At 51.8% G+C, this 24,012-nt stretch carries 23 protein-coding genes; 12 read left to right on the top strand and 11 right to left on the bottom strand.

The window, feature by feature from the left end:
• Positions 1-19 precede the first annotated feature (19 nt).
• Both PsAD46_RS01230 and PsAD46_RS01225 read left to right on the top strand, forming a co-directional pair.
• Positions 20-2,665 (top strand): TIGR02302 family protein, encoded by a 2,646-nt coding sequence (locus tag PsAD46_RS01230; protein ID WP_063305980.1) that lies wholly within the window; start codon positions 20-22, stop codon positions 2,663-2,665.
• A 130-nt stretch (positions 2,666-2,795) separates the two neighbouring features.
• On the top strand, positions 2,796-3,428 hold the full coding sequence (locus PsAD46_RS01225) for a TetR/AcrR family transcriptional regulator (RefSeq protein ID WP_057464717.1): 633 nt from the start codon (positions 2,796-2,798) through the stop codon (positions 3,426-3,428).
• Positions 3,429-3,484: 56 nt separating this feature from the next.
• Here the strand turns inward: PsAD46_RS01225 and PsAD46_RS01220 are convergent, their stop codons facing one another.
• From PsAD46_RS01220 to PsAD46_RS01205, 4 genes are all read right to left on the bottom strand, one after another.
• Positions 3,485-4,786: a S41 family peptidase gene (locus PsAD46_RS01220; RefSeq protein WP_063305979.1), complete on the bottom strand. Its 1,302-nt coding sequence runs from the start codon at positions 4,784-4,786 to the stop codon at positions 3,485-3,487.
• Positions 4,787-4,952: 166 nt separating this feature from the next.
• A complete protein-coding gene (locus PsAD46_RS01215) occupies positions 4,953-5,351 on the bottom strand; it encodes a response regulator (protein ID WP_057464650.1) in 399 nt (132 codons plus the stop codon).
• Positions 5,352-5,365: 14 nt separating this feature from the next.
• Positions 5,366-5,911, bottom strand: a complete 546-nt coding sequence (gene hpt, locus PsAD46_RS01210) for a hypoxanthine phosphoribosyltransferase (RefSeq protein ID WP_057464651.1) — start codon at positions 5,909-5,911, stop codon at positions 5,366-5,368.
• On the bottom strand, positions 5,908-6,873 hold the full coding sequence (locus tag PsAD46_RS01205) for a zinc-ribbon domain-containing protein (protein ID WP_063305978.1): 966 nt from the start codon (positions 6,871-6,873) through the stop codon (positions 5,908-5,910). Before PsAD46_RS01205 ends, hpt begins: the two co-directional genes overlap by 4 nt.
• A gap of 423 nt (positions 6,874-7,296) precedes the next feature.
• Between PsAD46_RS01205 and ftsE the strand changes: the two genes are divergently transcribed.
• The 5 genes from ftsE (at position 7,297) to PsAD46_RS01180 (ending at position 11,213) form a co-directional block, all read left to right on the top strand.
• Positions 7,297-7,956: a cell division ATP-binding protein FtsE gene (gene ftsE, locus PsAD46_RS01200; RefSeq protein WP_057464653.1), complete on the top strand. Its 660-nt coding sequence runs from the start codon at positions 7,297-7,299 to the stop codon at positions 7,954-7,956.
• 25 nt (positions 7,957-7,981) lie between these two features.
• Complete coding sequence (locus PsAD46_RS01195; protein WP_063291255.1) at positions 7,982-9,028, top strand: ABC transporter permease; 1,047 nt, start codon at positions 7,982-7,984, stop codon at positions 9,026-9,028.
• Between the two features lie 102 nt (positions 9,029-9,130).
• A complete protein-coding gene (locus PsAD46_RS01190; protein WP_208981609.1) occupies positions 9,131-9,838 on the top strand; it encodes an ElyC/SanA/YdcF family protein in 708 nt (235 codons plus the stop codon).
• Positions 9,839-9,975: 137 nt separating this feature from the next.
• Positions 9,976-10,683 (top strand): lysophospholipid acyltransferase family protein, encoded by a 708-nt coding sequence (locus tag PsAD46_RS01185; protein WP_208981608.1) that lies wholly within the window; start codon positions 9,976-9,978, stop codon positions 10,681-10,683.
• A gap of 158 nt (positions 10,684-10,841) precedes the next feature.
• Positions 10,842-11,213, top strand: coding sequence for a hypothetical protein (locus tag PsAD46_RS01180; protein WP_208980588.1), 372 nt, complete (start codon positions 10,842-10,844; stop codon positions 11,211-11,213).
• Between the two features lie 13 nt (positions 11,214-11,226).
• Here the strand turns inward: PsAD46_RS01180 and PsAD46_RS27510 are convergent, their stop codons facing one another.
• Positions 11,227-11,751 carry a gamma-glutamylcyclotransferase gene (locus PsAD46_RS27510; RefSeq protein WP_082597033.1) on the bottom strand — a complete coding sequence of 175 codons (525 nt, stop codon included), beginning with the start codon at positions 11,749-11,751 and terminating at the stop codon, positions 11,227-11,229.
• A gap of 94 nt (positions 11,752-11,845) precedes the next feature.
• Here PsAD46_RS27510 and PsAD46_RS01170 point away from each other — a divergent pair, with 94 nt between their 5' ends.
• The gene (locus PsAD46_RS01170) at positions 11,846-12,889 is read left to right on the top strand and encodes a DUF2125 domain-containing protein (RefSeq protein ID WP_057464657.1); all 1,044 of its coding nucleotides are present in this window, start codon (positions 11,846-11,848) and stop codon (positions 12,887-12,889) included.
• A 14-nt stretch (positions 12,890-12,903) separates the two neighbouring features.
• On the opposite strand, the gene PsAD46_RS01165 is transcribed toward PsAD46_RS01170, so the two are convergent.
• Positions 12,904-13,365: a GNAT family N-acetyltransferase gene (locus PsAD46_RS01165; RefSeq protein ID WP_063305976.1), complete on the bottom strand. Its 462-nt coding sequence runs from the start codon at positions 13,363-13,365 to the stop codon at positions 12,904-12,906.
• Positions 13,366-13,633: 268 nt separating this feature from the next.
• On the opposite strand from PsAD46_RS01165, the gene PsAD46_RS01160 reads away from it, so the two are divergent.
• Positions 13,634-14,536, top strand: coding sequence for a CoA ester lyase (locus PsAD46_RS01160; RefSeq protein ID WP_057464659.1), 903 nt, complete (start codon positions 13,634-13,636; stop codon positions 14,534-14,536).
• Positions 14,537-14,627: 91 nt separating this feature from the next.
• Entirely contained in the window at positions 14,628-14,834 is a 207-nt protein-coding gene (locus tag PsAD46_RS01155) for a DUF1737 domain-containing protein (protein ID WP_057464660.1), read from the top strand.
• A gap of 64 nt (positions 14,835-14,898) precedes the next feature.
• On the opposite strand, the gene PsAD46_RS01150 is transcribed toward PsAD46_RS01155, so the two are convergent.
• The 4 genes from PsAD46_RS01150 to PsAD46_RS01135 form a co-directional block, all read right to left on the bottom strand.
• On the bottom strand, positions 14,899-15,948 hold the full coding sequence (locus PsAD46_RS01150) for a cyanophycin synthetase (RefSeq protein ID WP_063305975.1): 1,050 nt from the start codon (positions 15,946-15,948) through the stop codon (positions 14,899-14,901).
• A gap of 72 nt (positions 15,949-16,020) precedes the next feature.
• Positions 16,021-16,710 (bottom strand): outer-membrane lipoprotein carrier protein LolA, encoded by a 690-nt coding sequence (locus PsAD46_RS01145; protein WP_057464662.1) that lies wholly within the window; start codon positions 16,708-16,710, stop codon positions 16,021-16,023.
• Positions 16,711-16,964: 254 nt separating this feature from the next.
• Complete coding sequence (locus tag PsAD46_RS01140) at positions 16,965-19,862, bottom strand: DNA translocase FtsK (RefSeq protein ID WP_063291260.1); 2,898 nt, start codon at positions 19,860-19,862, stop codon at positions 16,965-16,967.
• Positions 19,863-19,866: 4 nt separating this feature from the next.
• Positions 19,867-21,063: an aminotransferase class I/II-fold pyridoxal phosphate-dependent enzyme gene (locus tag PsAD46_RS01135; protein WP_063291261.1), complete on the bottom strand. Its 1,197-nt coding sequence runs from the start codon at positions 21,061-21,063 to the stop codon at positions 19,867-19,869.
• A 202-nt stretch (positions 21,064-21,265) separates the two neighbouring features.
• Here PsAD46_RS01135 and PsAD46_RS01130 point away from each other — a divergent pair, with 202 nt between their 5' ends.
• Positions 21,266-22,270 carry a CorA family divalent cation transporter gene (locus tag PsAD46_RS01130; protein ID WP_063291262.1) on the top strand — a complete coding sequence of 335 codons (1,005 nt, stop codon included), beginning with the start codon at positions 21,266-21,268 and terminating at the stop codon, positions 22,268-22,270.
• 56 nt (positions 22,271-22,326) lie between these two features.
• On the opposite strand, the gene PsAD46_RS01125 is transcribed toward PsAD46_RS01130, so the two are convergent.
• Positions 22,327-22,590 (bottom strand): DUF1674 domain-containing protein, encoded by a 264-nt coding sequence (locus tag PsAD46_RS01125; protein WP_063286174.1) that lies wholly within the window; start codon positions 22,588-22,590, stop codon positions 22,327-22,329.
• 212 nt (positions 22,591-22,802) lie between these two features.
• On the opposite strand from PsAD46_RS01125, the gene htpX reads away from it, so the two are divergent.
• Entirely contained in the window at positions 22,803-23,831 is a 1,029-nt protein-coding gene (gene htpX / locus PsAD46_RS01120; protein WP_063291263.1) for a zinc metalloprotease HtpX, read from the top strand.
• Positions 23,832-24,012 lie beyond the last annotated feature (181 nt).

The raw sequence follows: 24,012 nt of genomic DNA, 5'->3' as shown, positions 1-24,012 counted from the left end.
GGCGATTAGCGAGGCCTTTGTGACCCATCAGAATGAGAATGGCGGCAATAAAAACCTAAAGAATGCCATAGCTTCTGCAAGTGAATTGCGAGAGCATAAGACGCGTTATGGCGAAGGGGCCGGGCTATTTGGCCTGTGGCAGTACCTGTTTTCTCAAAGATTATCCTATCGATTGAAAAGGCTGGCTTTTAAAGCGCAGCTTTATTTGTTTTGGGAGCGGTTTTGGCCTGCCATTCAGGTGCCGCTTATCGTGGCTTGCCTGTATGTTGCCGTTAGTTTTTTAGGGCTGTGGCAGCTGCTTGGGTTCTATGGCTCTGCGGTGGGATCAATCCTGTTTCTCGCTGTTTTTATTTGGAGTTGCTACCCGCTTTTACGCCTGAAGCTTCCTGATGAAGCGGAGGGGCTGCGCAAGGTTGAGCTTGCCAGTGATCTGCCGCACCGACCTTTGCTCTCTTACAAAGATGAGCAGGCGACCGGGATGGATGACGAAGAGGCGCTTGCGCTTTGGTCTGCGCATCAAAAGCGGTTGCGAGAGCGGCTTAAAAACCTGCGTGTTGGCGGGGTTAATCCGCGTGGGTTTGCCAAAGATCCTTATGCCCTGCGTGTTTTCGCGGTTATGTTGCTTGTGGTGGGGTATTCCGTTTCGGATGCGAACCGGTGGTCTAGCCTTTTGGCACCGTTCCAGTCTCAGGGTGTGGGAAGTGTTTTACCTGCTCGCATTGATGCGTGGGTTACTCCACCAGCTTACACGGGTGAGGCTCCTGTTTTCCTCAGCGGGGATGCCAATCAACTGCGGGATTCTCGAGATGCGCTCTCGATTGCCAGTGGCAGTGAGGTGCTAGTGCGGGCGCAGGGCACAGGTGAGTTCTCCGTTGTTTATTTCTCGCGCCGTGGACAAGAGGTTTTGGAACCGGAACGTGTGCAGCCGGGAGCTGGTGAAAGCTCTGCGGAGCTGAAAACAACCGAATGGCGCTTTCCGTTGAACTCAAGCGGACGCTTGCAAATTCTTCAAAATGACTCTCCGAAATATTCCTGGAAGATTGCTATTCGCCCTGACTTGCCGCCGCGCATTCGTTTGTTTGATGATCCGGAAGAGCAGCTTTCAGGCAGTCTCAAGCTGACTTATCTGGTGCAGGATGATTACCGCGTGGTTTCTGCTGAGGCTATTATGGAGCAGGTTCAGCGCGGGGATGAGGATAAACAAGGCCGATCTCTGGTGGAGGCGCCACGGTTTAACCTGAGCTTGCCGCCCAAAGATTCCAAAATGGCTGTCGGGCAGACCTTTCAGGATTTGACGGCTCATCCATGGGCAGGTTCTGAGGTGGCTCTTGTGCTTGTTGCTCGTGATGAGGCGGAGCAAGAGGGGCGCTCGCAGCCCGTTTATATCCAGCTTCCGGAGCGCCGATTCAATAAACCTTTGGCGCGGGCTGTTGTTGAGCAGCGCCGTAATCTCGCAATGAACGTTGAGAGCTATCCGCAGGTGGTGGATGCGCTGGATATGCTGATGATTGCGCCGGAGCGGTTCATCGATGATGCAGGATCTTATCTGCCGTTGCGCTTTGCTTATGCCGAGTTGGTTGCAGCCAATACGGATGAGCAGCTGACAGACATGCTGGACGTATTGTGGAACGTGGCACTGACGATTGAGGATGGTGGTTTATCTGCTGCCGAGCGGGCTTTGCGTGAGGCGCAGGAGGCTTTGCGGAGGGCATTGGAGCAGGGGGCTTCGGAGCAGGAGATTGCTGAGTTGATGAGCGATCTGCGCAAGGCACTGGATGATTATCTGAAATCCATGGCCCAGCAGATGCGCGAGAACCCTCAGCAACTTGGCCAAATGCCGATGGATGAGAATTCTCAGCAGATTACCCCTCGGGATCTGGATGACATGCTGCGCCGCATGGAAGAGTTGGCGAAAACCGGTTCTTTGGAGGCTGCCCGTGAGTTGTTGGCGCAGATGCAGCAGATGCTGGAGAACATGCAGAACGCGCAGCAGCAACAGCAAGCGCCAAGCCAGCAGCAACAAGAGATGTTGCAGGCCCTGGAAGATCTTGGCGAGATGATCCAGAAGCAGCGCAACCTGATGGATGAAACGCACCAGTTTGATCCGGACAGCCAGCAGCGCCGTCCCGGCCAGCGCAATGACCAGCAGGATAAGCGTGGTCAGGGTGGTGAGATGAGCAATGAGGAGGCGCAGCAGGCCTTCCGCGAGTTGCAGAAGCAGCAGCGCAATCTTTCTGACGACCTGCAGAAGCTGCTCGACAGCATGGCAAACAATGGCGCCAAGCCGAGCAAGGATTTAGATAGTGCTGGTAACTCCATGGAGGATGCTGGTGACGCACTTGGAGCGCAACAGGCAGATGAAGCTGTGTCTGAGCAGAGTCAGGCCCTGGAATCCTTGCGTAAAGGCGCTCAGCAGCTTGCAGAGCAACTGGCCGGACAGGCTGGTGGGCAAGGGCAAGCAACCAACTCTCCGCTGAACGAGGACCCGCTTGGCCGTATGCGCCGTGTTGAAGGGCCGGAGTTTGGCAGTCAGGTGAAAGTGCCTGATGAGATTGAGGTTCAGCGCGCGCGGCGTATTCTGGAAGAGCTGCGTCGCCGGCTTTCCGATCCTGACCGCCCGCAGCTTGAGCTGGAGTATCTGGAACGGTTGATGAAGCGCTACTGATCAGCGGTTTCAGGATGCTTTAATGAAGAGTTAGAAAACTAGATTGATCGCGATGTCGGTCCTTCCAGTTTTCTTTGCCATTTGGCGGCTCCTTCATTGTCGTGCCCGCTTTAGCTCCTATACTTTCGCCATGAGCCAGACAGACCCAAACAAACCTGAAGTTCTGTCACACATCATCGAAGAGGTGATGGATGACTGCATCAGGGTGTTTGTGCTTAAAGGTCTGCAAGCCTGTTCCATGGAGGACTTCTATGAGGCCTGTGGACCGCATCGGGCGTATGTGGAAGAACACTTCACGACTAAGCAGGACTTCTGCGCTGCGGTTTTGCTGTGGTGGCTCAACAGCATTTTTGCAGAACTGAAAAGCACCATTTCGCTGCACTCCAATCTGCATTCGGCTATCGAAGCGGTGCTATATGAGTTCATCGATATCTGTGTCGGTCATCGTGAAAGCAAGCACGGTGATAAGTTTTGTGTGCTCGACAATATGGCGTTGTTTGACGAGGAGCTGCTGGCGAAGTTTGCGATGTATTATCAGGAGGGTGTGAAGCATTTCCGCCTGAAATTCATGGATCTGAAGAGTGAACTCAAAGACCCTGATGATATTGAGAAGCTTCTGATCTTCTATGTGATGATCCTTGAGGGGCTTTATGTTCTGATCCGGCGTGGGTTCTCCCGTAACATGCTTTTTGAATATGCTGATATGAGCCTGCACACGCTGGAATTTTATGAAAAGCGCCCGTCTGATAAGGCAGCTGATTAAAGGTCCGCAGGCACCGGCTGCGAAACTGAAGCTGGATGAGGGCGTTAGAGATTGGCTTAGCTGGTCACGGCTTGTCTGAGCAGTTGCTGTGCAAGTGTGAGGGCGGGGTCGTTGCCTTGGCGGATGTCTTCTGGTGTTGGCATAACCGGATAATCCGGATGTATCCCAACTCCTTCGAACCTTGTCCCATCTGGAAAATCAGTACGCTTTGCTGAGATTGTGAGCTGTGTTTTTGGCAGAGGTGCCTCAAAATAGGGTTGTCCAGTTGAGCCCGCGGACGCTTCTCCAACGATTGTTGCGCGTCCGAAATGTTTTAGAGGTATCAAGAGATCTTCGGTTGCTGAGCCGCTGCCAATATCAATCAGAATAATCAGCTTTCCTCGAAACGGTGTGGCACTGGCCGGGAAGGTCTCGCCGTTTGTGAGGAGATGCATGGGCGTTGTTTCAGCGTTGGGCTGGGTGTGATGTGCGGAGAGTTCTCCGTTTTGCCATGCAGCCACGTCTTGTTCAGCTTTCTCCAGTCCGGTGATCTGAGGTGTTCGTTCCATCCAGATTGCGATCGGCTCCAGGCAGAGTTTTTTCATGAGCTTCATGGGTGTGTTGCCGCCGCCATTGCCACGTAAGTCAAGGATGAGTGGGGACTGGTTGTCAATCTGGCTTAGGAAGGCGAGAGCTTGTTCCTCGTACTCTGGTTTTGAGAAGCTGCGGATGATCAGGCGTGGATGCTTTCCCGACGTGTCGAGTTCAAATGCTTTGAGATATGAAAGCGGATGCTTGTGTCCTGCGCGGGTGGTCTGCAGGCTTTGCCCGTCGTGAAGAGTGATGTTGAGTTGGTTTGGCAAAAGAAAGCTATTGAATAGCAGCAGGTTGCGTTCTGCCGCTTCTGGCTTTGAGGCGCTGACAAGCTTTGTGTACCTCGCAAAGAACTCATTAGCAGGAAGGTCATTGACCTGCTCAATGACGTCTCCGGTTTTGATGTCTGTGCGGGTTGAACCACAAACCGCCCAAGCACGTTTTGAGGCTGCTACGGGTAGGGGGCGTGCCCAGAACCCAAAGCCTGAGTTTTGCAAGAGCGTGAAATCAATGAAGTGGGTATGTGCGTTCTCAAGGCGAGCCAGATAGCTCTGCGTTGCAAGCAGGAAGCCACGGCGATCTTCGACGTCTTCCAATGCACCTAGATAGCGAAAGTAGAGATCTGCGTTGCTGGTTTCCGGGATGTTTTCCCAATGCGCGAAACAGCTTTCTACCGCTGAATATATTCGGCTGGCTGCATAATACTTTGCTACAGGAGGAAGGGGCGCTGTCGGGTCTTCCAAACGCATCATTGCTTGTTGAAGGACAGAAGTCTCTTGTTCCATGGGAAAGCTCACTCAAAACCAACAATGAAATATGCGCATAGAAGATCAGGAAACCCCGATTTTGTACAGCGTGTTGGATTTAGGTTTGGCGCTTGAGACTGAAAAAACAAAACGCGACCGCTCGGAGGAGGGATCGCGTTTCTTGAAACTTTATTGGGGAAGGGCTTTAAGCAAACGCGGTTTGCTGAGAGCCTTCTTCTTCCTCTGCCAAGGCAGTGGTGACGGCTTTTCTGACTTCCACCAGTGAAAATGGTTTTGTCAGAACGTCCTTCACGCATTTACCGACTTCTTCAGAGCGTTCACGCTGGTCTGCGTAACCGGTCATCAAAAGGATTGGCAGGCCCGGATAGCGAGCGCTACTTTGCATCGCAAGTTCGATACCATCCATCTCCGGCATTCTGATGTCGGAGAGCAGAAGGTCAAACCTGCCCTGCTGTTGCAGCAGTACAAGAGCGGCTTCGGCGCCATCTTCTACGGCGGTCACTTTGTGCCCGTCCAGCTCCAATGCACGTTTTACAAAGGCGCGGACCGCATCATCGTCTTCCGTCAGAAGTATGTGAGCCATTATAGCCCCCCTAGTTAGTCGTCACCTTCCTGCGGCACGTAGCCGATGAATGGCAACTGTCTCCATGCATGCCCCATGTCCATGCCGTAGCCGACGACGAATTTATCCGGACAATCAAAGCCCGTATAATCCGATTTAACATCGGCTTTTCTGTGGTTCGGTTTGTCCAGGAGTGCAGCAATCCGGACAGACTTGGCTCCACGTTCGGCGATCATGTCGCGTGCAAACTTCAGAGTGCGGCCGGATTCAAGAATATCATCGACCAAGATGACGTCTCTTCCGGTCACGTCGCTTTCGATATCGCGGAGGACTTTTACCTCTCCTGACGACACCGTTCCACTTCCATAACTTGAAAGGTGTAAAAATTCCATTTCCGGAACGGAACCTGCTCTGTGCAAAGCACGGGCAAGGTCAGCTGCAAAAATGAAGCTTCCTTTCAAGACCGCTACTACGAGGAGATTGTGAGGCTTGTCCTGTGAGATAGCTTCTGCGACGGCTTTTACGCGTGCCGCGATTGCTTCTTCATCAAACAGCACGCGGATTTCCGGGTTACCGGTCATCTAATGCTCGCTCTTTTCTTTTGGCGCTCAACAAAGCGCAATTGAATGTCGGCGGCTCGCTCTGGCGGATTGTTTAGCCGAGCTCTGAACCGGGTTTTATCACCTGGTGCAAGCCAGTCTTCTCTTGGCTCAACAATCCAGGAGTGTATCTCTTGCGTGTCCAGTGAGCGCAACGCCAGCTTAATCGCCGGAATATACGTCTCGCTTCTTGTAATATTTTCTACAGAACCTTCCACAACAAGCACGACGGAACCGTCGTCCACCTCACGGAATGTTCTCAGATCCTTAAATACAAGACCACGCAGATTTACGGTCATACCAGCCAACTGGTAAAGACCAGCCAAATCGGGGAAGGTTCTTACGATTGATTCACGGTAGTGCACAGCTGAAAAACAGAGTGCGAGTGAAGCAGCAAGAAGACTTGCGCCCAGCAGGCCTTTCGCGCTTATAACACCTGATTTGCGGGATGACTTGGTTTTTTTTCTAGATCTTCGGTTGGACTTTTGAGAGGCGCCTTCAGATTTCTTTTTATCGTCGGGTTTATCCTCTTCAGAACCCGTTGGTTCTTCTGATGCCTCATAGGAGTTGCCGGCCTTGTCACTTGACTGAGTGCCGGTGTCCTTGCCCATAGAACCGCTTGAATCTGAAGGTTCTTCCTTGGGTTTTCCTACAAGGTCTTCTTCTGAAAATGCTTCGTGACGATCTGCTTTATCGCCGAGACCAGCCCAATCGCTTTCATCCAAGCTTTCGGAGAACGAGGGCTCTTTGCGGTCGTCATCGGGTGTTGAATTGTTGTGTACTTCGGGCTCAGCATCGAGTGCAGCAGCCCAATCGTCCTCTACCTCTGGTGTAACCTGCCAGATATGATTGCAGCTGGCGCATTTTACTTTGCGGCCAGTCTCTCCAATTTTGTCCGTTGGAATCTCGTAGGCAGTATTACATTGAGGGCAGATAATTTTCATCGAGCGTGGTCCAAAAGCGGTCGGCCTTTAAAAGGAATGGACAAGCCGCTTAAATCCTTCATTTTCTAGCGTATTCGTCTTCGAGAGCCGAAGGAGGCTGTCGGGAACACGTCTCAGAGCCACCAAATATGCAATATACTCACAAGTACTCAACTGCGTAGGCTTTGACTAGCCTAAATACTGGGGCTTCACGTCAGGTTGAGTGACTAGAATTTATACTATCTGAAGTATGAGGACCTCTATATCCTTAATGAAGTGTTAATTTATTCGAGGGATATCCAAAGGAACAGGCTCGCATAAATTTGCAGGGGTAAGTTCAGTCAAAAATTGAACGCGAGAAAATTATTTTTTAGAGTGATTTGCACGAGTTTGGCCTCATTTTTCTGATAAGGCGAAACCTCACGTCTGCTAGGGGAATTTTCGGTGATACGCTTTGAGAATGTGGGACTTCGGTATGGCATGGGCACTGAAGTACTTCGGGATTTGACCTTTTCCATTGAGCCGCAATCTTTTCAGTTTCTCACTGGTCCTTCAGGTGCGGGCAAAACCAGTTTGCTGCGCCTGTTATTCCTTTCTATGCGCCCCACTCGTGGGTTGATTTCTGTTTTTGGCAAAGACACCACCAAGATCGCAAAGGCTGAGCTGCCATCTATGCGCCGCCGGATTGGCGTGGTGTTTCAGGATTTCCGGTTGCTGGATCACCTGACCACCTACGAGAACGTGGCTCTGCCGCATCGTGTTGCGGGGAAATCCGAGGCAGAGTACCGTCCTGATGTGATTGATTTGCTGAAATGGGTGGGACTTGGTGATCGTATGCATGTGCTGCCGCCTGTTCTTTCCGGTGGTGAAAAGCAGCGTGCTGCTATTGCGCGGGCGTTGATCACACGGCCTGAAGTTTTGCTCGCAGATGAGCCGACAGGTAACGTGGATCCTCCGCTTGCTCGCCGTTTGCTGCGTTTGTTCATTGAGTTGAACCGGCTCGGCACCTCAGTCGTGATCGCAACCCACGATTTTCATTTGCTGGAACAGGTGGAAGCTCGGCATCTTATCCTCAACGACGGGCGGTTGGCTGTTCATGACTGATACTCAGCAAAGAAGAGAACCGCCAATGTCTGGCCCAAAGTCCGTGCCAAAACGTGCGCCAGCTGGACAAAAAAGGCCTGGCAAGCCGCGGAAAGGACCGCCAAAAGGCAAGGGTGGTCGCCCGGTCAAAAAAGCGGCGGGTGCGAAACCTTCCGGGTTACGGTTCAAGCTTAAAGAAAGACCTGCCCCGATTGTTCCGCCGCAGGCGATCTCCGGTCAGGCCCTGATGCTTGTTGTGGCGATCATGAGTTTTCTGGCCTGCCTGACCGTTGGGTTTGTGGCCATCGTCAATGATGCGGCGAATGACTGGACCAATGATCTGGTGCGCGAGGTCACTGTGCAGATCCGTCCTGCGGATGGCGTGAACATGCTGCAGGAGATTGATCGCACGCTGGCTCTTGTTCGCGAGTTTCCCGGTGTTGGAGACGCGCGCGCTCTTTCTGATGAAGAAACCAAGGGATTGCTTCAGCCCTGGCTTGGGGAGGGGCTTGAACTGGAAGAGCTTCCGGTTCCGCGTCTTGTTCTGGTGGAGATAGATGATCCTGAGCTACTTAATCTGGCAGATATGAAGGCTCAGATTGAGCAGGATATTCGTGCAGCGTCGGTGGATGATCACCGTGTCTGGAACCGTCAGCTTTCAGCTATGGCGAACACAGCTGTGCTTGTGGGTTTTGGTATTCTGGTGCTCGTTCTGTTTTCCATGGTGCTCTCCGTCATTTTTGCGACGCAGGCTGCCATGTCCGGTAACAAGGATGTGGTTGAGGTGCTGCACTTTGTTGGCGCGGAAGTTAGTTTTATTGCCTCCGAGTTTCAGCGTCACTTCCTGGTGTTAGGGCTTAAAGGCGGGGTCATTGGCGGTACGATTGCCGCACTGAGCTTTCTGGTTATGGGCTTCTTTGGGAGCTCGGACATCACTTCCGTCAGTGGAAATCAGGTGCAGGCCTTGTTTGGGGCGGTGCAGGTGAGTGCGATTGGGTATGTTGGAATTGTTGCTGTTGTGGTGCTTGTTGCGGTCTTGACCGCCCTGACGTCTCGTCTGGCTGTCCACAGACATTTGGCAAATATGGATTAAGTGTCGTTTTCTTTCCATTTTCGCCAGTTCTGATATGTAGTCAGGAAAATATTCGTTCAGGTTTGTGGCTATAAGCATTGTAGCGACATCATGGAGCATTCTTTGAATACGCGCGACACAGCGGCTAAATTTAAAGCAACCGGTGAGCAAGAGCCGGTACCAGCCAGCGTTGATAAACGCCCTGGCCGGAAGTCGTTTGTCCGGCGCAGTGTCCGTTTTTTCTTTTTGTTGTTTCTGATTTGCTCTGTCGTTTTTGCAGCTGGCTTCTTGTGGTTTGTGGAAGTTTTGCAGCCCTCTGTGCAGGCCGTTGTACCCAAACATGCTGATGGCATTGTTGTTTTGACGGGTGGTCGAGACCGGATTTCGCAAAGTCTGGATCTTCTGGAAGTGGGAAGCGCGAAGCGTCTTTTGATCTCAGGCGTTCATCCATCAACCAGTGCAAAGCAGATCGCGCGGCTTAATTCCAAACGCATGTGGTTGTTTGATTGCTGCGTTGATCTGGACCGAAAAGCGCTCAATACCATCGGGAATGCCGAGGAAACTGCCAACTGGGTGCGAAAAAATCAGTTCAGCTCACTGTTGGTCGTTACCAGTGCCTATCACATGCCTAGAGCATTGGCCGAATTGCAAGTTCGCCTGCCGGATGCTGAGCTTTACCCAAGTCCTGTCTACCATAAAGAGCTGGATTTAGAGCATTGGTATGAAAGTTCTTCGATAACAAAGCTTCTCCTACGCGAATATGTGAAGTATATCCTCGTTCGGCTGCGAGTTGAGCTGGACGCTGTATTCCCTGTAAGACACTCCTCTTAATTTCGTAAGATGAAATCTGAATTCACCTTGGCATAGTGTCAGGTGGAAATGGTTGTGAAGGTCCTATGCTCGTCCTGCGTTCCGTTCTTTTTAACGTGCTTTTTTACATCAGCACCCTGATCATTATGATCGCATGTATGTTTTTGTTTGTGCTTCCTGTCCGGCATTGCTGGTGGCTGCTGCCATTCTGGGGCCGTGTAGAGAAGTTTCTGTTGCGTTGGGTTGGTGGTGTAAAATCTGAGATCACAGGCATCGAAAACCTGCCAGATACCGGCTGTGTCATTGTTTCCAAGCACCAGTCTGCATGGGAAACATTTGCGCTTGCTGAGTATTATCGCCAGCCAACGTTTATTTTGAAGCGTGAGCTGCGCTGGGTGCCGTTCTTCGGATGGTATCTGATGAAGTTCCGCCAGATCCCTGTTGATCGTGGTAAAAAGGGTAAGGCCCTTGCTGCCATGGGTAGACGGGCCGCTGAGGCAATTGCGGAAAATCGCAATATCATCATCTACCCTGAAGGAACACGCCGTCCTGCTGGTGCTGAGCCACAATACAAATATGGTATCGTGCACCTTTATAAAACGCTGAACTGCCCGATTGTTCCGATTGCTCTTAACTCAGGTGTTTATTGGCCGCGTCGCCGGTTCTTCCGTTTCCCTGGCACGATCAAAGCAGAGATCCTTGAGCCTATTCAGCCAGGCTTGCCACCGGAGGAATTCTTCAAGCTTTTGCAGGAACGGATCGAGACTGCCTCTGACCGTTTGCTGGATGAAGCAGAAAAAGATACGCCGGATAACATTATCATCAAAGAAGCTCGTGTACTTCAGGCAGAATATAAGAAAAAATAAAGATTTTGCGTGGAAATCAGATGTTTCAAAGGAAGAAGGTCGCCTTTGCCTTAAAGGCGGCTTCTTTTTTTGACAATGCTCTGGCTTAACTTGTAACATGTTCGCAGTTTGTTCTATAAAGTACTATGGGAAATAGCAGGAGAAATCAGGAGAGTGCGTTGCAGTACTCATTGTTTGATGATCGCTTGCCAAGTGGCAGGTCTCCACGCGTGTCAGAGGAGCTAGGTGCTGGCAGCCAGTTTAAATACTGGTCTGGGGCATCCGGGCATCGTTACCTCTTTACCCGGATCTCTCCGGAAGAGGTTTCTGACTATGCGGAGAACCTTGTTCTGATCACAGACAAGAAGAGCGAAGCCGTTGTCTGGCTCGGGTTTTTGGGTATGTCGAATGAAAAGACCCCAATGCCTGCGCTGAAACCTTCGCAGGGTGCATACGTACATCTTCTGGCAGAAGACAGCGCGGAGAGGGATCGCGCTCACAATGATCTGCGTACGGGGATCTTTTCTTATATCAAGCAGGAAGACGAGTAGTCGAAACCTGAAGCTATATCGAGAGTTGTCGTGCCAGCCATTCTACGTTCTGGTCTTTAATACCCATTTCCTTCATATGCGCGTGAGTGTTGAGTACATACTCCGGATTTGCGCCAGACTGACCCACAGCCCCCTTTACAATCTGCAATTGGTCTTTTAGCGGTAACGCACCTGCATATTGCTCGTGTTTCTGGTCTGCAACGAATGTGACTGCACGAACTTTGGTGCCTTCCTCGTCCAGCAAACGGACACGGCGGTGTGTTTCCAGATACACCATGGTTTGCTGTTCACGCTCGCGGAGATACCCAAGTGTGTGCTGCCAGTTTTCTGGTGAGACCCTGAATGCCATGCCGATGCAAGCACCGCCTTTATCCAGCCCAAATACCAGTCCAGGGTTGTCTTGAGTCCCGCGATGAACCCATGAATACACGCAGAGAGATCTATGAACGCCATGCAAGATTGCGGGGACTGCTTGCTCGAAAGTAAAGCCAGGGCGCCAAATTAGTGAGCCGTAGCCAAATATCCATAAATCTCGCATAACTATTTTCTCGTAGAATTCTTTGAGTGACACGCCTATCAGGCTCGTAATCAGCATGCAACTCACAGCACTGTGTGAGGGTAACGGAGAGTAGATGACTGAACCAAAAGTATCCCGGCCTCCAAGAAAGTCGGCGTATTTCGTTTTGGCGATCCTTGTCGCCTTGATTATTGGCGGGTGGTCCGCCTATTGGGCAGTTGGGCGCGGTATTGTTTCTGACGTTATTCGCAACGGTGTGAAGGTTGCTGAAGCAGACGGCGGAAGTCTTGAATGTGGTGACCAGCAACTTGGCGGTTATCCGTTCCGATTTGAATTGACCTGTACCCCGTTCCGCATGGATAAGAACGGAGAGTGGTATTTTATCAATGAGTTACGTGGTGTAGCGCTGGCTTATAACCCGACCCATGTGATCTTTGAGGCGACTGGTCCTGCTGAGGCAAACTTTGGCCAGCAGGGGCCTGCATACTCTGCGCATTGGAAAACGGCTCAGGCGAGCGTGGTGGCTGAAAACAGTAAGCCTGCCAAAATTGACGCGGTCTTTAAAGAGCCGAAGCTGACTTACACCATTGGCGAGCAGTCTGTTGAGCTGAATGCTGAGCGGACAGAAGCGCATATGCGCCGCGTTGAAGGCAATGAGGACGCGCTTGATCTGGCTGTGCAGGTCAATGGCCTGACAGCAGGTAAAGTGTCTGATGATGTGCCGCTGGATATCAGCCTTGTTATTCAGTTGCCGGAGGGCTCGAAGCTTCTGGACGGCAAAGTTCGGAATATTGCTGATTTGATGGTTGATGAAGAATTAAAGGTCAACCTCTCCAGCTTGCAGCTGAAAAGCGGTGAGTTTTCCGTCAACACGGGTGGTGATCTGGTGATTGACCGTCAGGGGCGTTTGAATGGAACGCTGCCACTGGTGATCACTGGTATTCATCAGCTGGAGGATGTGCTGCGACCATTGTTCCCACAAGGCTCCAAGATGCTTGAATCGCTGCAAAAGACTGCGATGAGTATTGGGCAGGGAAGTGCAGTAAATGGCGTGCCGACGCTCAAGATCCCAGTGACCATAGAGAATGGGCGTGCTCGTATCGCGTTCTTTGATCTGGGGCCTGTGCCTCAGCTGATCATAAAAGAAAGCGGCTCGTAAGAGCCGCTTTTGGTTTATGCGAGAGCCAGACGGTCAATCGGGACGATGAAGCTGTCTTTGTCGTCTGGTTCTGCCAGATTTTCAAAGAGGCTGTTGTCGACCTTGTTTTTGTTTGGCACCAGCCAGCGGACGTGAAGCCAGTCACGTTCTTTACCGATCCTGGAGATTTCTTCCACGAGAGTGCGACCAATGCCGGTATGGCGGTGGTTCTGTACGACGTAGATATCATCCAACTGGCCAATGCGCAGGCCAGAGATCAGGTCTGGAATGTCAAAGAAAGCGGCAAAGCCAACCAGTGTCTTGCCTTCGAATGCACCAATGATTTCGATGGACTTGTCTTCGAGCAGGCGCTCGGAAAAGACTTCGTCCGGGCGACGTGGAGCGCCGCGCTTAAGAGCTTGCGCATTCTCTGCAATGAGAGGGGCCAAGTCTGGCGCGTCACCGGGTTTTAAGGCTCTAAAAGAAAGATCAGCCATTATACCTCTTCCCGTTCCTTCGTTTGATTTTGCGTTATAGAGTGACCCCAAACATCCCTTAAAATCAAGGTGTGAAAGTCTCATAGGGCTTGGAATTTTGTGGGATGCCTAATTCCTGAGGCTGGCTTGATTTTCATCGATGCTATTATTGCGGCCAAAGACCTAGTGTTTGACGGTTCAAAACTCGCAAATAGCACGAATGGTGAGTAGTGAAGGCGGATTGACGTCTCTAAACTCAGCCTGATTTTGCAACGCAACAGGAAGTGTCATGTCTAGCTCAGAGCAAGTTCATAATATCAGACCGCGTCGTAGTGCGCTTTACATGCCAGGTTCAAACGCACGGGCACTGGAAAAGGCCAAAGGGCTGGATGTAGATGTGCTGCTGCTGGACCTTGAAGACGCTGTTGCGCCTGATGCCAAAGAGATGGCGCGCACCCAGGTGTGTGAGGCTGTCGCTGGTGGCGGTTACGGGCATCGTGAGCTTGTTATTCGTATCAACGGGATGAAGACCCCCTGGGGCCAGGAAGACCTGAGAGCGGCTGTTGCTGCCAAACCGGATGCTGTGCTTCTGCCGAAGGTGGAAAGCCTCGCTGATATCAAGCCCGTTGCTGATTATCTGACAGAGCAGGGTGCTGACAGTGTTCGCATCTGGGCGATGCTTGAAACGCCGGGTGCGATCCTCAATGCCTCCGAAATTGCTGAGGCTGCTAAGGACCCGCATAATCGTCTGGATGTGTTCATCATTGGCACGAATGATCTGAGCAAGGAGAGTGGTGCACAAATCTTACCGGGTCGTGCTGTTTTGATGCCTTGGCTGATGACCTTCCTGGCGATCGCGCGTGTTGGTGGTGGGAATATTCTGGATGGCGTTTACAACAACTTCTCTGACCTTGTGGGCTTTGCGGATGAATGTAAGCAGGGCGCTGAGATGGGGCTGGATGGAAAGACGCTGATCCATCCTAAGCAGCTTGGGCCTTGCAACACTGCCTTTGCGCCGAGTAAGGCGGATGTTGAGTGGGCGAAGAAGATGATTGCCGAGTTTGAGCTGCCAGAAAACCAGAGCAAAGGCGCCGTGCAGGTTGACGGCAAGATGGTTGAGCGTCTGCATGCAGATATTGGCCGCAAAACGGTTGCGATTGCTGAGGCTATCAAGCGGCACGTGAACGCGTAAATTTGAACTCTGCGCACGTTTTAACCTCTGGTATCTGATAGGTGTGGCTGGTAGGTTCCCGCCCACACCAGAAGAATTTAAAGGAATAAACATGCGCCTTTACCGCCTCATCACCGAACCGGATTCTGCAAAGTTTTGTCACCGCGTCACTGAAGCGCTCAACAAAGGTTGGGAACTGCAGGGCTCTCCAACCATGACTTATGACGCAACTCAGGGCCTTACCATTTGTGGTCAGGCTGTGGTCAAGCATGTTGATGGTGAGAAATACACGCCAGAGACCAAGCTCGGCGCTTGGTAAGACACGTTTTTGATTGATGTTGGAAGTGGCGGGAATTTCCCGCCATTTTGCTTTTGGGCTGCCGTTAAGCGCTTTCCAGCATGGCCTCTAAAACACCCCGATAGACCGCTCTAATGCGATGATGATGGTTTGGGGAAGCCTGCCAGAAGTTGGTGAGGCCGGGGCCTGCATTTAGTTCCAAGACGTTTGCTGGTGCGTCGTCTTTGCTGAGGTCATCGCAAAGGATATCGACGCCTGCATAGCGCAAGCCGCATACACGCGCAGCTTCCACGGCCAGATCTTTGAAGCTTTGCGACGCGAGGTCGGTGACGTCGACTGCTTCACCACCGGTTGAGAGGTTGGCGTTGGAGAGGAGCTGCAGGAATTCTCCGTTATGGAGAGTGGTTGCCAGATTGTAGCCAGCTTCCTGAATGGCTTTGAGGATGCGCGGGTCGTCGTTTTCAACCTTATAGCCGCCGCTGCGGGTGGTGAGGGTTTTGATTTTTGCAGCCAGTAGTTCTGCAATGGTGTTGGTGCCATCTCCGATGATGGCGAGAGGACGCCGTTCGATGATGGCCAGAATAGCTCCATCAAGTACAATCACGCGGTAGTCACGGCCTGAGACAGCTTCCTGTACCAGCATGCGATCGTTGGATCGTAAGGCATTTGTCAGGTGGGTGTTGAGTTCCACCTCTTCAGAGATCTTCTGAACGCCAACGCCTTGAGTGCCCTCATTGGGTTTTATGAAAACCGGATAACCCAGTGACTGAGCGATCTCGCCGGCACCTGTGAGCGTATTCAGGCTTTTGGCGACATGTGGGTTGGCAGTACTGAGTTGCCTGATGGCTTTGTCTGAATGAATGAGTTTGAAGTTTGGGGTGGGCAGACCTGCGTCCTGTAGCAGGCGACCGCAGAAATCCTTGTCTCGTGCAGCCTCTCCAGCAGCATAGCTATTGAGTGCGAAAGCACCGCCCTTGATGGGAAAACGTTTGCCGCCGCCTGGTTCGATATAGCCGAAATAGAAGAACTCGCTGTCGAGAGCGAGTTTGATGCCTTTCTCCTGACACAGCCCTGCAAGCAAGCGTGGGGCAAGAGGGAGGTTCGGCAGGTCAGGCGAAACAGGGATAAACTGCATTCAAGTTCTCAAGCTAATAAAAAAGGAGCGCCGAAGCACTCCTCTTCATACATTAGTTTTTATAGCAGTGCTCTAGTTGTTACCGCGTCGCTGACGGGAATTTGCGATGTAATCAATCTTGAACAGATCCGGGTTAGTCGCGCCGTTCTCAGTCACGTCATAGATAGCAACAGACGTGTCATAACCCTGTGCGTCGCGTACGGTCCATTGCTTGAGCTTATAGTTTCTTGCGTCGAAGATCAGCGTCAGGCGGCCAGATGTGAAACGGGTTTTATCGTCGATCGCGATTGTGATGAGATCTGGTTCAACAACCACGTTGGTTACATTGGCGTCTGTCTTGAGGTCGATTTTATCAGCCAGCAGGAAGCGCAGCGGTGTCTGGGAAAGAGGCCAGATGTCCTGTGTCTGCAACTTACGGTCCTTCACTGAAACCATGCTGCCGTCAGCAATGATGTCGAGTGTAGAAGGCTTGTTGTAGTAGAAGCGGACTTTGCCCGGGCGGCTGATGAAGAACTGGCCTTCTACACGCCCGCCGGTTGGGCCAAACTGCACGAACTTGCCGTGCATGTTGCGAACAGAGTTGAAATACTTGCTAACGGCGTCAATGGCTTGCACGTTGGTCAGCGCGACTGGCTGTGCCTGCTGGGCTGTTTGAGCGGCGGAGTGTTCCGCAGTCAGTGGGACAGAACCAATAAAAAGCGCTGCCGCAATTGCGAGGCTTTTGCCAATCCTACCAAAAGAGATCGCCTGAGATGCAATCATAAATATAACTCCGCTGTCAAAACTCGTAGAACAACCGTAAGGCGAGTTGATTAACTCTTCTCTAAATCCAGCTTGCGGTTATTTGTGAACCCTCATTCTGAAAGGCTATCGTTACCATAAGGCGAAGATGGGGCATATGCCTCAAATTCCATAAATTCGCCTAGAGATCTCCGAAAAGACTGATCAACTTTTCGGGAGTGTTTTACAGCAGTCTCCCCGTGATTGGCTATAGGCAGACTGCTGTAAGAGAGGTATCAGAACTGTTCGCCGTTTTCTGGAAGCAGGATCTCGCGCTTACCGGCATGGTTCGCTGGGCTGATCATGCCTTCCTGCTCCATGCGCTCAATGAGAGAAGCTGCACGGTTGTAGCCGATTGAGAGGCGGCGCTGAATGTAGGAGGTTGATGCTTTGCGGTCTCTGGCGACGATTGCAACGGCCTGATCGAACAGGTCGTTGGTTGCGTTGCCGGAGCCTTGGGTCAGAGCGTCGTAACCGCCTTCAGACTCAGCGTCTTCAGTCACGTCAGAGAGATAAGTTGGTGTTCCTTGCTCTTTGAGGTGTGAAACGATGTCTTCCACCTCATCATCAGCGACGAATGGGCCGTGAACACGTTGGGTTCTACCGCCAGCAGCCATGTAAAGCATGTCACCCATACCAAGCAGCTGTTCTGCGCCCATTTCGCCAAGGATTGTGCGACTGTCGATCTTAGACGTCACCTGGAACGAAATACGGGTTGGGAAGTTGGCCTTAATGGTACCGGTGATGACGTCCACGGATGGGCGCTGGGTTGCCATGATCAAGTGGATACCAGCTGCACGGGCCATCTGAGCCAGACGCTGGATTGCGCCTTCGATGTCCTTACCGGCCACCATCATGAGATCAGCCATTTCATCGACGACCACGACGATGTACGGCATTTTCTCCATTGGCAGTTCTTCTTCTTCGAAGATTGGCTCACCAGTGTTTTTGTCAAAGCCGGTCTGAACGGTTCGGGTGAAGCTTTCGCCCTTCTTCATGGCTTGCTCAATGCGGGTGTTGTACCCGTCGATATTGCGCACGCCCATCTTGGACATTTTCTTGTAGCGATCTTCCATCTCACGAACGGTCCATTTCAAAGCGACAACAGCTTTGTTCGGATCGGTCACAACAGGGGTGAGAAGGTGTGGGATGCCGTCATAAATGGACAGTTCTAGCATCTTTGGATCGATCATGATCATCTTACACTGCTCAGGGGTGAGCCTGTAGAGCAAGGAGAGGATCATGGTGTTTACGGAAACGGACTTACCAGAGCCCGTGGTACCAGCCACGAGCAAGTGAGGCATGCGGGCAAGGTCGGCGATGACGGCTTCACCATTAATGGTTTTGCCGAGTGCCATAGCCAGCTTTGCTTTGGATGCGTCAAAGTCCTCAGAATCCAGAAGCTCGCGAAGGTATACGGTCTCGCGCTTTGCGTTCGGCAGTTCGATACCGATGGCGTTTTTGCCCGGAATAACTGCCACACGTGCAGAGATCGCGCTCATGGAGCGGGCGATGTCGTCTGCCAGTCCGATGACGCGGGAAGATTTGATGCCCGGTGCCGGTTCCAGTTCGTAAAGCGTTACAACAGGTCCCGGACGAACTGCGATGATCTCGCCGCGGACGCCAAAGTCACCCAGCACACCTTCCAGAATACGGGCATTTTGCTCAAGCGCGTCTTTACTCAGACGCTGTTTGCCATCGGCTTGAGGCTCAGCGAGCAGTTCAATGCTTGGCAATTCAAACGGTGGCTGTTTGATAATTGCAGTAGATCTCTTTTCCTGAGCAAACGGGCGCGGTACAGAACGTCCCGGAGCAGGGCGTGGTGGCTGTTGTTGAGGCGCCGCCTGCATTGGTGGTTCTTGCTCATCAGGACTTGCAATGCCGATCGGTGCATCTGGCTGAGGGCCGAGATGAAGGTCTTCGCCCTCATGGTATTCATCTGGTCCGAGCACATATCCCTGTTCATCATAAACGGGTTCACCTGCAGGAACTGGCTCCCACTGTTCTTCAGGATAGTGCTCGTTTTGTGCAGCGTAATGTTGGGTGTTGTCGTGTTGTGGGTCAAACTGCACATCTGACCGCTCAGCCTGATCTTCCTGCTGATAGTAATCGCTGAGGCCATCGTCTTCGACAGGCATAAGCTTGGCCGCTACTTTGCGTCTTAAACGGGAAACCAGTCCGCCTTTTTCAGCGGGCTCGTCCTCATCAGCTTCGTGCTCTTCCCACTGCTGATCTGCCTGTTGGTCTTGCTGTTCTTCTTCGTAGTATTCAGGTTGCTGAGGCTGGTTTGGATCATGCGGAGCTGCTGCATAATCTTCTTCCTGCCAGTTTTGCTCAGTGACCAGCTTGCGCTTGAAAACCGTGCGCTGGATTGCGCTGGTTGCCATGAGCTTCCAGTGGCTTAGCGCGCCAATGATTGCATAATAGCGGTTGTTTTCGCCGTCATAGTCTTCCTCAGAATCTTCCGTAAACGGTAATGCTTCGTGAGGAGTGTATTCATCTTCAACGGCTTCGTCTTCGTTGAACTCTGCCGGGGTTGGGTCTTTGCCGATGAGACCAGCAGCGTAAGCTAATAGCACAATTGAAGGCAGACCAAGGCCGACAGCACCGGTCAGGGTTCTCATGCCGGTTGAGAGCTCTGGCAGGATTGCGGTTGGAACTGAGAAGATCCAGTCGCCAAGGAAACCGCCAAGTCCTGTTGGCAATGGCCAGCTTGATGGAATTGGAATGGCCGCCAGACCACCTGCAAACAGTACGGTTCCGACAAGCCAGGTCAGAAAGCGTTTGCGGGTGACACCGGATGTGTATTTGAGAGACAGGCGCCAACCCCAGATGAAGATGGGCACTAGAAAGACAGCTGTTGCCAGCCCGATTGTCTGCATCAGAACGTCTGCAACAATGGCTCCAGTCTGACCCAGTGCATTATGAATCTCCGCATTGGTTGCGTGATTCAAGCTTGGGTCGTCCGTTGACCATGTTGCGAGGGCTGCCGCCACACAGAGACCGATGACGAGTATCACCGCGCCACCAATGACGATTATGTTGCTTTTGATAAAGCGCTTGATCGGGCTCTCTGTATCAGCCAGTGAAACAGAGCTTGCTTTTGGTCGTTGCATTGCAGCAGCCTGACGCATTCAATTACTCCAGAGAGTCCAAAATTCTTCGGAAGGCTTCCTTGCTGACTTCCAAAGATTCAACGAGGGCGAGGCGGATGTATTTATCACCGGGGTTGGAACCGTCCGGCATATCCGAGGCGATGTAAGCTCCTGGGAGGGACTTCACGCCCACTTCGCGCCAGAGCTTTTCAGCGATCTGTGTTCCTGAACCCCAGCGGGATACATCCAGCCAGAGGAAGAAACCACCTTCTTTGCGTACTGAGCCAAACAGAGGAGACAACATTTCCTCAGCGGCGTCATACTTTTCATTGTAGAGGCGGCGGTTTTCGATCACGTGTCCTTCGTCACCGAACGCGCGTACGGCGAGCGCTTGCACAGGCATTGGGACCTGTGGTGCTGCAACGTTGCGGAAATCTGCGAAGAACTGGATGAACTCCGGATCTCCGGCAGCAAAGCCACATCGTGCGCCGGGGAGGTTGGAGCGTTTGGACAGTGAGTTGAATGTCACGACATTTTTCAGCGTGCCATCAAGAGCTTCAGCTGCTTCCAAAATGCCTGTTGGAGGCGTGTCGCGATAGATCTCAGAATAGCACTCATCAGCAAAGAGCAGAAAGTCGTGTTTGCGTGCCAGCTTGATGAGCTTTTGCCAATATTCCATAGGCGCAACGGTGCCTTGTGGGTTGGCGGGGGACGCGAAATAGAATGCGACGGTGCGGTCGAGCAAAGCTGGATCGATGGCATCCAGATTTGGCAGAACTCCGTCTGCTGGTTCTGGCAAAAGAATTTCGTCAGCACCCGCAATATGAGCGCCAGCACCATAGGATTGGTAAAACGGGTTCGGCAAAATAACAGCCGGCTTACCGTCTTTCTTCAGATAGTCGCGAGCGCAAACACAGCCAAAGACAAGACCTTCGCGAGAGCCGTTGAGCGGAATAACGCTTTTGTCTGGATCGAAGACATCAGAGAGTTGAAAACGGTTTTTGACCCATTTGCCAACAGCTGCACGGAATTCATCAGTGCCACGAATTGCTGGGTACTTGCGGAAGCCGTTCTGATTTTCTTCAAGTACTTCAATGACGTAACTTGGAGGCTCATGACGCGGTTCACCGATCGTCATAACAATTGGATCAAGACCCGGTTCGATTCCAGCGAGCTGCTGATTCAGCCGCTGAAACGGGTTTCCTCCGCTAGATTTTTTCTCAATTTCTTTCGTGGACACAAGAATTCTCGCAGGAATGATTTACAACAAATGCTCGGAGCACCAAAACTCTAGTGTTTTTTGGTAAATTGGCTGTTAACCAATTTACTGTGCGCTAAGCTGAATAGGTGTCTCTTCTGGGGTTTGTCATCTGATTTTTTAGAAGTGTGGGTTTTGATGTGTGTGCTGAGTTAGGATCGAACTTGGGCCGAGATTTGTCGAAATGGCACAAACCACAGAAAACATTGAGGCGAGCCATATTCATTTGGATTCCTCATTTGTCATTGTTTTTTCCAAGTCAAAAGGCATGCGCAGACTCACGTTAGAACAGTTGCGTGACTATGAGCTGGAGCCCGACGAATTTTATTGGGCTTATTTGCAGCGGATTGCCGCTCAGAACCGCGAGTTTCTTGAAGAAGTTGGGCTGGAACACAGCGATATTGATGATCTTTTAGCCCGAGAGGTGCGTCCGCATTGCCATGTGCGCACAAGAGGGGCGTTTATTGCCATCAACGTTTTCAATGAGTTGCCCAAACAAGAAAGCGGCGACATGGAATGTGCCCAGATCTGGGTGGATGCTAAGCGGATGATCTGCATCTGGCACGATCCGCTGGATGTTTTTCAAAGTTTGCTTGAGGGGTTCAAGACCCGTGTGCCACCAGAAAGCACGGCAGAATTCTGGGCTCGATTGGTGCTGGCGATTGCGGAACGTGCTGAAGAAATGGTTGAGGTGCTTCAGGATAGGATCGACCATCTTGAGGATGTGGTGCTGGAGACAGGAGACCACCCTTGGGAAAGCGAGCTTGCGCAGGTTCGTCGGTTAGCAACCATTGTCAGGCGCAGCATGCTGGCGCATTTGGACATCTTGAGGAATTTTGAGATTGAGAAGTTTGAGTGGGTCAATCGGATCAACAAACGCCGCGTTCGTGAGGCGGGTGACCGGGCCCTTCGAATTGCCGAGGAGATGGATGCTATCCGTGAACGGGCAGAAATAGTTCACGATCAAATCATGTTTAAACGATCAGAGAACACCAATCGCTACATGCTGATGATGGCGGCAATTGCCGTTGTGTTTTTGCCGCTTAGCTTTGTGACTGGTTTGCTGGGTATTAATGTCGGCGGCATCCCGGGCAGTCATGACCCTGTTGCGTTTAGTATTGTCAGCGGGCTTTTGATCATTTTCGGCGTGGGACTGTTTGCGATCGTCCGGTGGTTTAGGATTTTCTAGAGGGCCGGCTCCGTGCGTCGTCTTATAAGGAAGCCGGAACCAGTCGGGAATACGTTCTAGAAATCGCTGGTAATGCCTTTGACTTCCCAATCGCTGTAGCGGGCAGGGTCCAAACCACCACGGCCATTGAGCTCTTTCGGCATTTCTTTTTGGGCTGTGTCGATCTCTGCACGGCGCTCTTCAGCTTCTTTTAAAGCACGTTGGGCGGCAGGGGGCAGGTCTTCAAACCGGCGTTTTTTTGGCGCTTCTTCAATCTGCTCCGTCGTATCGACTTCTTGTGTTTTAAAGTTTTCGACGGCTGATTTGTTGTCTTTTTCCATTTCAATCCCCGTTGGCTGATGCTGCTTATCGCTGTTGTAAGCTTGCGTTTGCCATTTGGAGCTACCACTTAAGCTGGTAGTGGTAGTTTCACAATGATCGCGTAGGCTTAGATATAGGCGCGAGAGCCTGTATTTTGCAATGGGCACTGCGTTCATTGGTGGATGACCGGTAGAATTGGCGAACTAAAAGAACAGATTGGAGCATTGAAACCATGAACTATGTACGGACCGGTATGCTGCTTGCGGCGATGACCGCTTTGTTTATGGGTATTGGCTTCATGCTTGGCGGCCAAACCGGCATGCTGATTGCTCTATTGATCGCCGGCGGCATGAACATCTTCTCCTATTGGAACTCGGATCGCATGGTTCTGTCCATGCACCATGCGCAGGAAGTGGATGAACGTCAGGCCCCGGAGCTTTATGGCATGGTTCGTACCATGGCAGCGCGTGCCGAGCTGCCGATGCCAAAGGTTTATGTGATCAACAACCCACAGCCCAATGCGTTTGCGACAGGCCGAAACCCTGAGAATGCGGCAGTTGCAGCAACGACTGGTCTTCTGAACTCTCTTTCCAAAGAGGAAGTTGCGGGCGTGATGGCGCACGAATTGGCGCACGTGAAAAACCGTGACACGCTGATCATGACAATCACTGCGACGATCGCTGGTGCGATCTCCATGCTGGCAAACTTTGCGCTTTTCTTTGGCGGAAACCGCAACAATCCGCTTGGTCTGATTGGGTCTATCCTGATGATGATCCTTGCACCAATGGCGGCGGCTTTGGTTCAGATGGCGATTTCCAGAACGCGCGAATATGCGGCTGACCGTATGGGTGCGCAGATTTGTGGTAACCCGCTTTGGCTTGCTTCCGCTTTGCATAAGATTGCTGGTGGCGCGGCACGGGTTGTGAATGAAGATGCAGAACATAACCCTGCAACGGCGCATATGTTCATCATCAATCCGCTTTCGGGTCAGAACATGGACAACCTGTTCTCGACACATCCGAACACAGATAACCGGATTGCGGCGCTTCGTCAGATGGCTTCTGAAGCTGGCTTTACTGAAACACGTAGTTCTGGCGGTGGTGGTCATTTTAACGTGCGCGAGACGTCGCAAGCTCAGCCGCAGCGTGAAACACGTCGTCCAAGTGGCCCATGGGGAGCATCCCGCCAATCAGGTCAACGTGGTGGGAATGACCAGCCCAGTCGTGATGAACCTCGGAAGCCCAAAGGGCCATGGGGCTAAAAGCAAGGGAAATCTGCGAATGCGAACCGTCTCTCGCATTTGCTTTGTTGATTGTACCGTGTTTACCTGAATAACTATTCGCGCTTCCCAAATTGTCTTTGCAATATTAAAGGTTCTGTGGTTAGCCGAGCAGGATTTGACAGTTCTCCTTTGGTTACAACTGGCAGTAATCCGCCGAAAC

Source organism: Pseudovibrio sp. Ad46, from assembly GCF_001623065.1.
Lineage (GTDB): Bacteria > Pseudomonadota > Alphaproteobacteria > Rhizobiales > Stappiaceae > Pseudovibrio.
This window is presented reverse-complemented; position numbering and strand designations above follow the sequence as displayed.

Coding starts and splice junctions, on each gene's coding strand:
- hpt (WP_057464651.1), bottom strand. CDS start 5,911: ATGACCGGTAACCCGGAAATCCGCGTGCTGTTTGATGAAGAAGCAATC.
- PsAD46_RS01205 (WP_063305978.1), bottom strand. CDS start 6,873: ATGAAAATTATCTGCCCTCAATGTAATACTGCCTACGAGATTCCAACG.
- PsAD46_RS01215 (WP_057464650.1), bottom strand. CDS start 5,351: ATGGCTCACATACTTCTGACGGAAGACGATGATGCGGTCCGCGCCTTT.
- PsAD46_RS01150 (WP_063305975.1), bottom strand. CDS start 15,948: ATGCAGTTTATCCCTGTTTCGCCTGACCTGCCGAACCTCCCTCTTGCC.
- PsAD46_RS01160 (WP_057464659.1), top strand. CDS start 13,634: ATGTCTAGCTCAGAGCAAGTTCATAATATCAGACCGCGTCGTAGTGCG.
- PsAD46_RS01145 (WP_057464662.1), bottom strand. CDS start 16,710: ATGATTGCATCTCAGGCGATCTCTTTTGGTAGGATTGGCAAAAGCCTC.
- PsAD46_RS01220 (WP_063305979.1), bottom strand. CDS start 4,786: ATGGAACAAGAGACTTCTGTCCTTCAACAAGCAATGATGCGTTTGGAA.
- PsAD46_RS01165 (WP_063305976.1), bottom strand. CDS start 13,365: ATGGCTGATCTTTCTTTTAGAGCCTTAAAACCCGGTGACGCGCCAGAC.
- PsAD46_RS27510 (WP_082597033.1), bottom strand. CDS start 11,751: ATGCGAGATTTATGGATATTTGGCTACGGCTCACTAATTTGGCGCCCT.
- PsAD46_RS01170 (WP_057464657.1), top strand. CDS start 11,846: ATGACTGAACCAAAAGTATCCCGGCCTCCAAGAAAGTCGGCGTATTTC.
- PsAD46_RS01155 (WP_057464660.1), top strand. CDS start 14,628: ATGCGCCTTTACCGCCTCATCACCGAACCGGATTCTGCAAAGTTTTGT.
- PsAD46_RS01125 (WP_063286174.1), bottom strand. CDS start 22,590: ATGGAAAAAGACAACAAATCAGCCGTCGAAAACTTTAAAACACAAGAA.
- PsAD46_RS01185 (WP_208981608.1), top strand. CDS start 9,976: ATGTTTTTGTTTGTGCTTCCTGTCCGGCATTGCTGGTGGCTGCTGCCA.
- PsAD46_RS01225 (WP_057464717.1), top strand. CDS start 2,796: ATGAGCCAGACAGACCCAAACAAACCTGAAGTTCTGTCACACATCATC.
- PsAD46_RS01130 (WP_063291262.1), top strand. CDS start 21,266: ATGGCACAAACCACAGAAAACATTGAGGCGAGCCATATTCATTTGGAT.
- PsAD46_RS01195 (WP_063291255.1), top strand. CDS start 7,982: ATGTCTGGCCCAAAGTCCGTGCCAAAACGTGCGCCAGCTGGACAAAAA.
- htpX (WP_063291263.1), top strand. CDS start 22,803: ATGAACTATGTACGGACCGGTATGCTGCTTGCGGCGATGACCGCTTTG.
- PsAD46_RS01140 (WP_063291260.1), bottom strand. CDS start 19,862: ATGCGTCAGGCTGCTGCAATGCAACGACCAAAAGCAAGCTCTGTTTCA.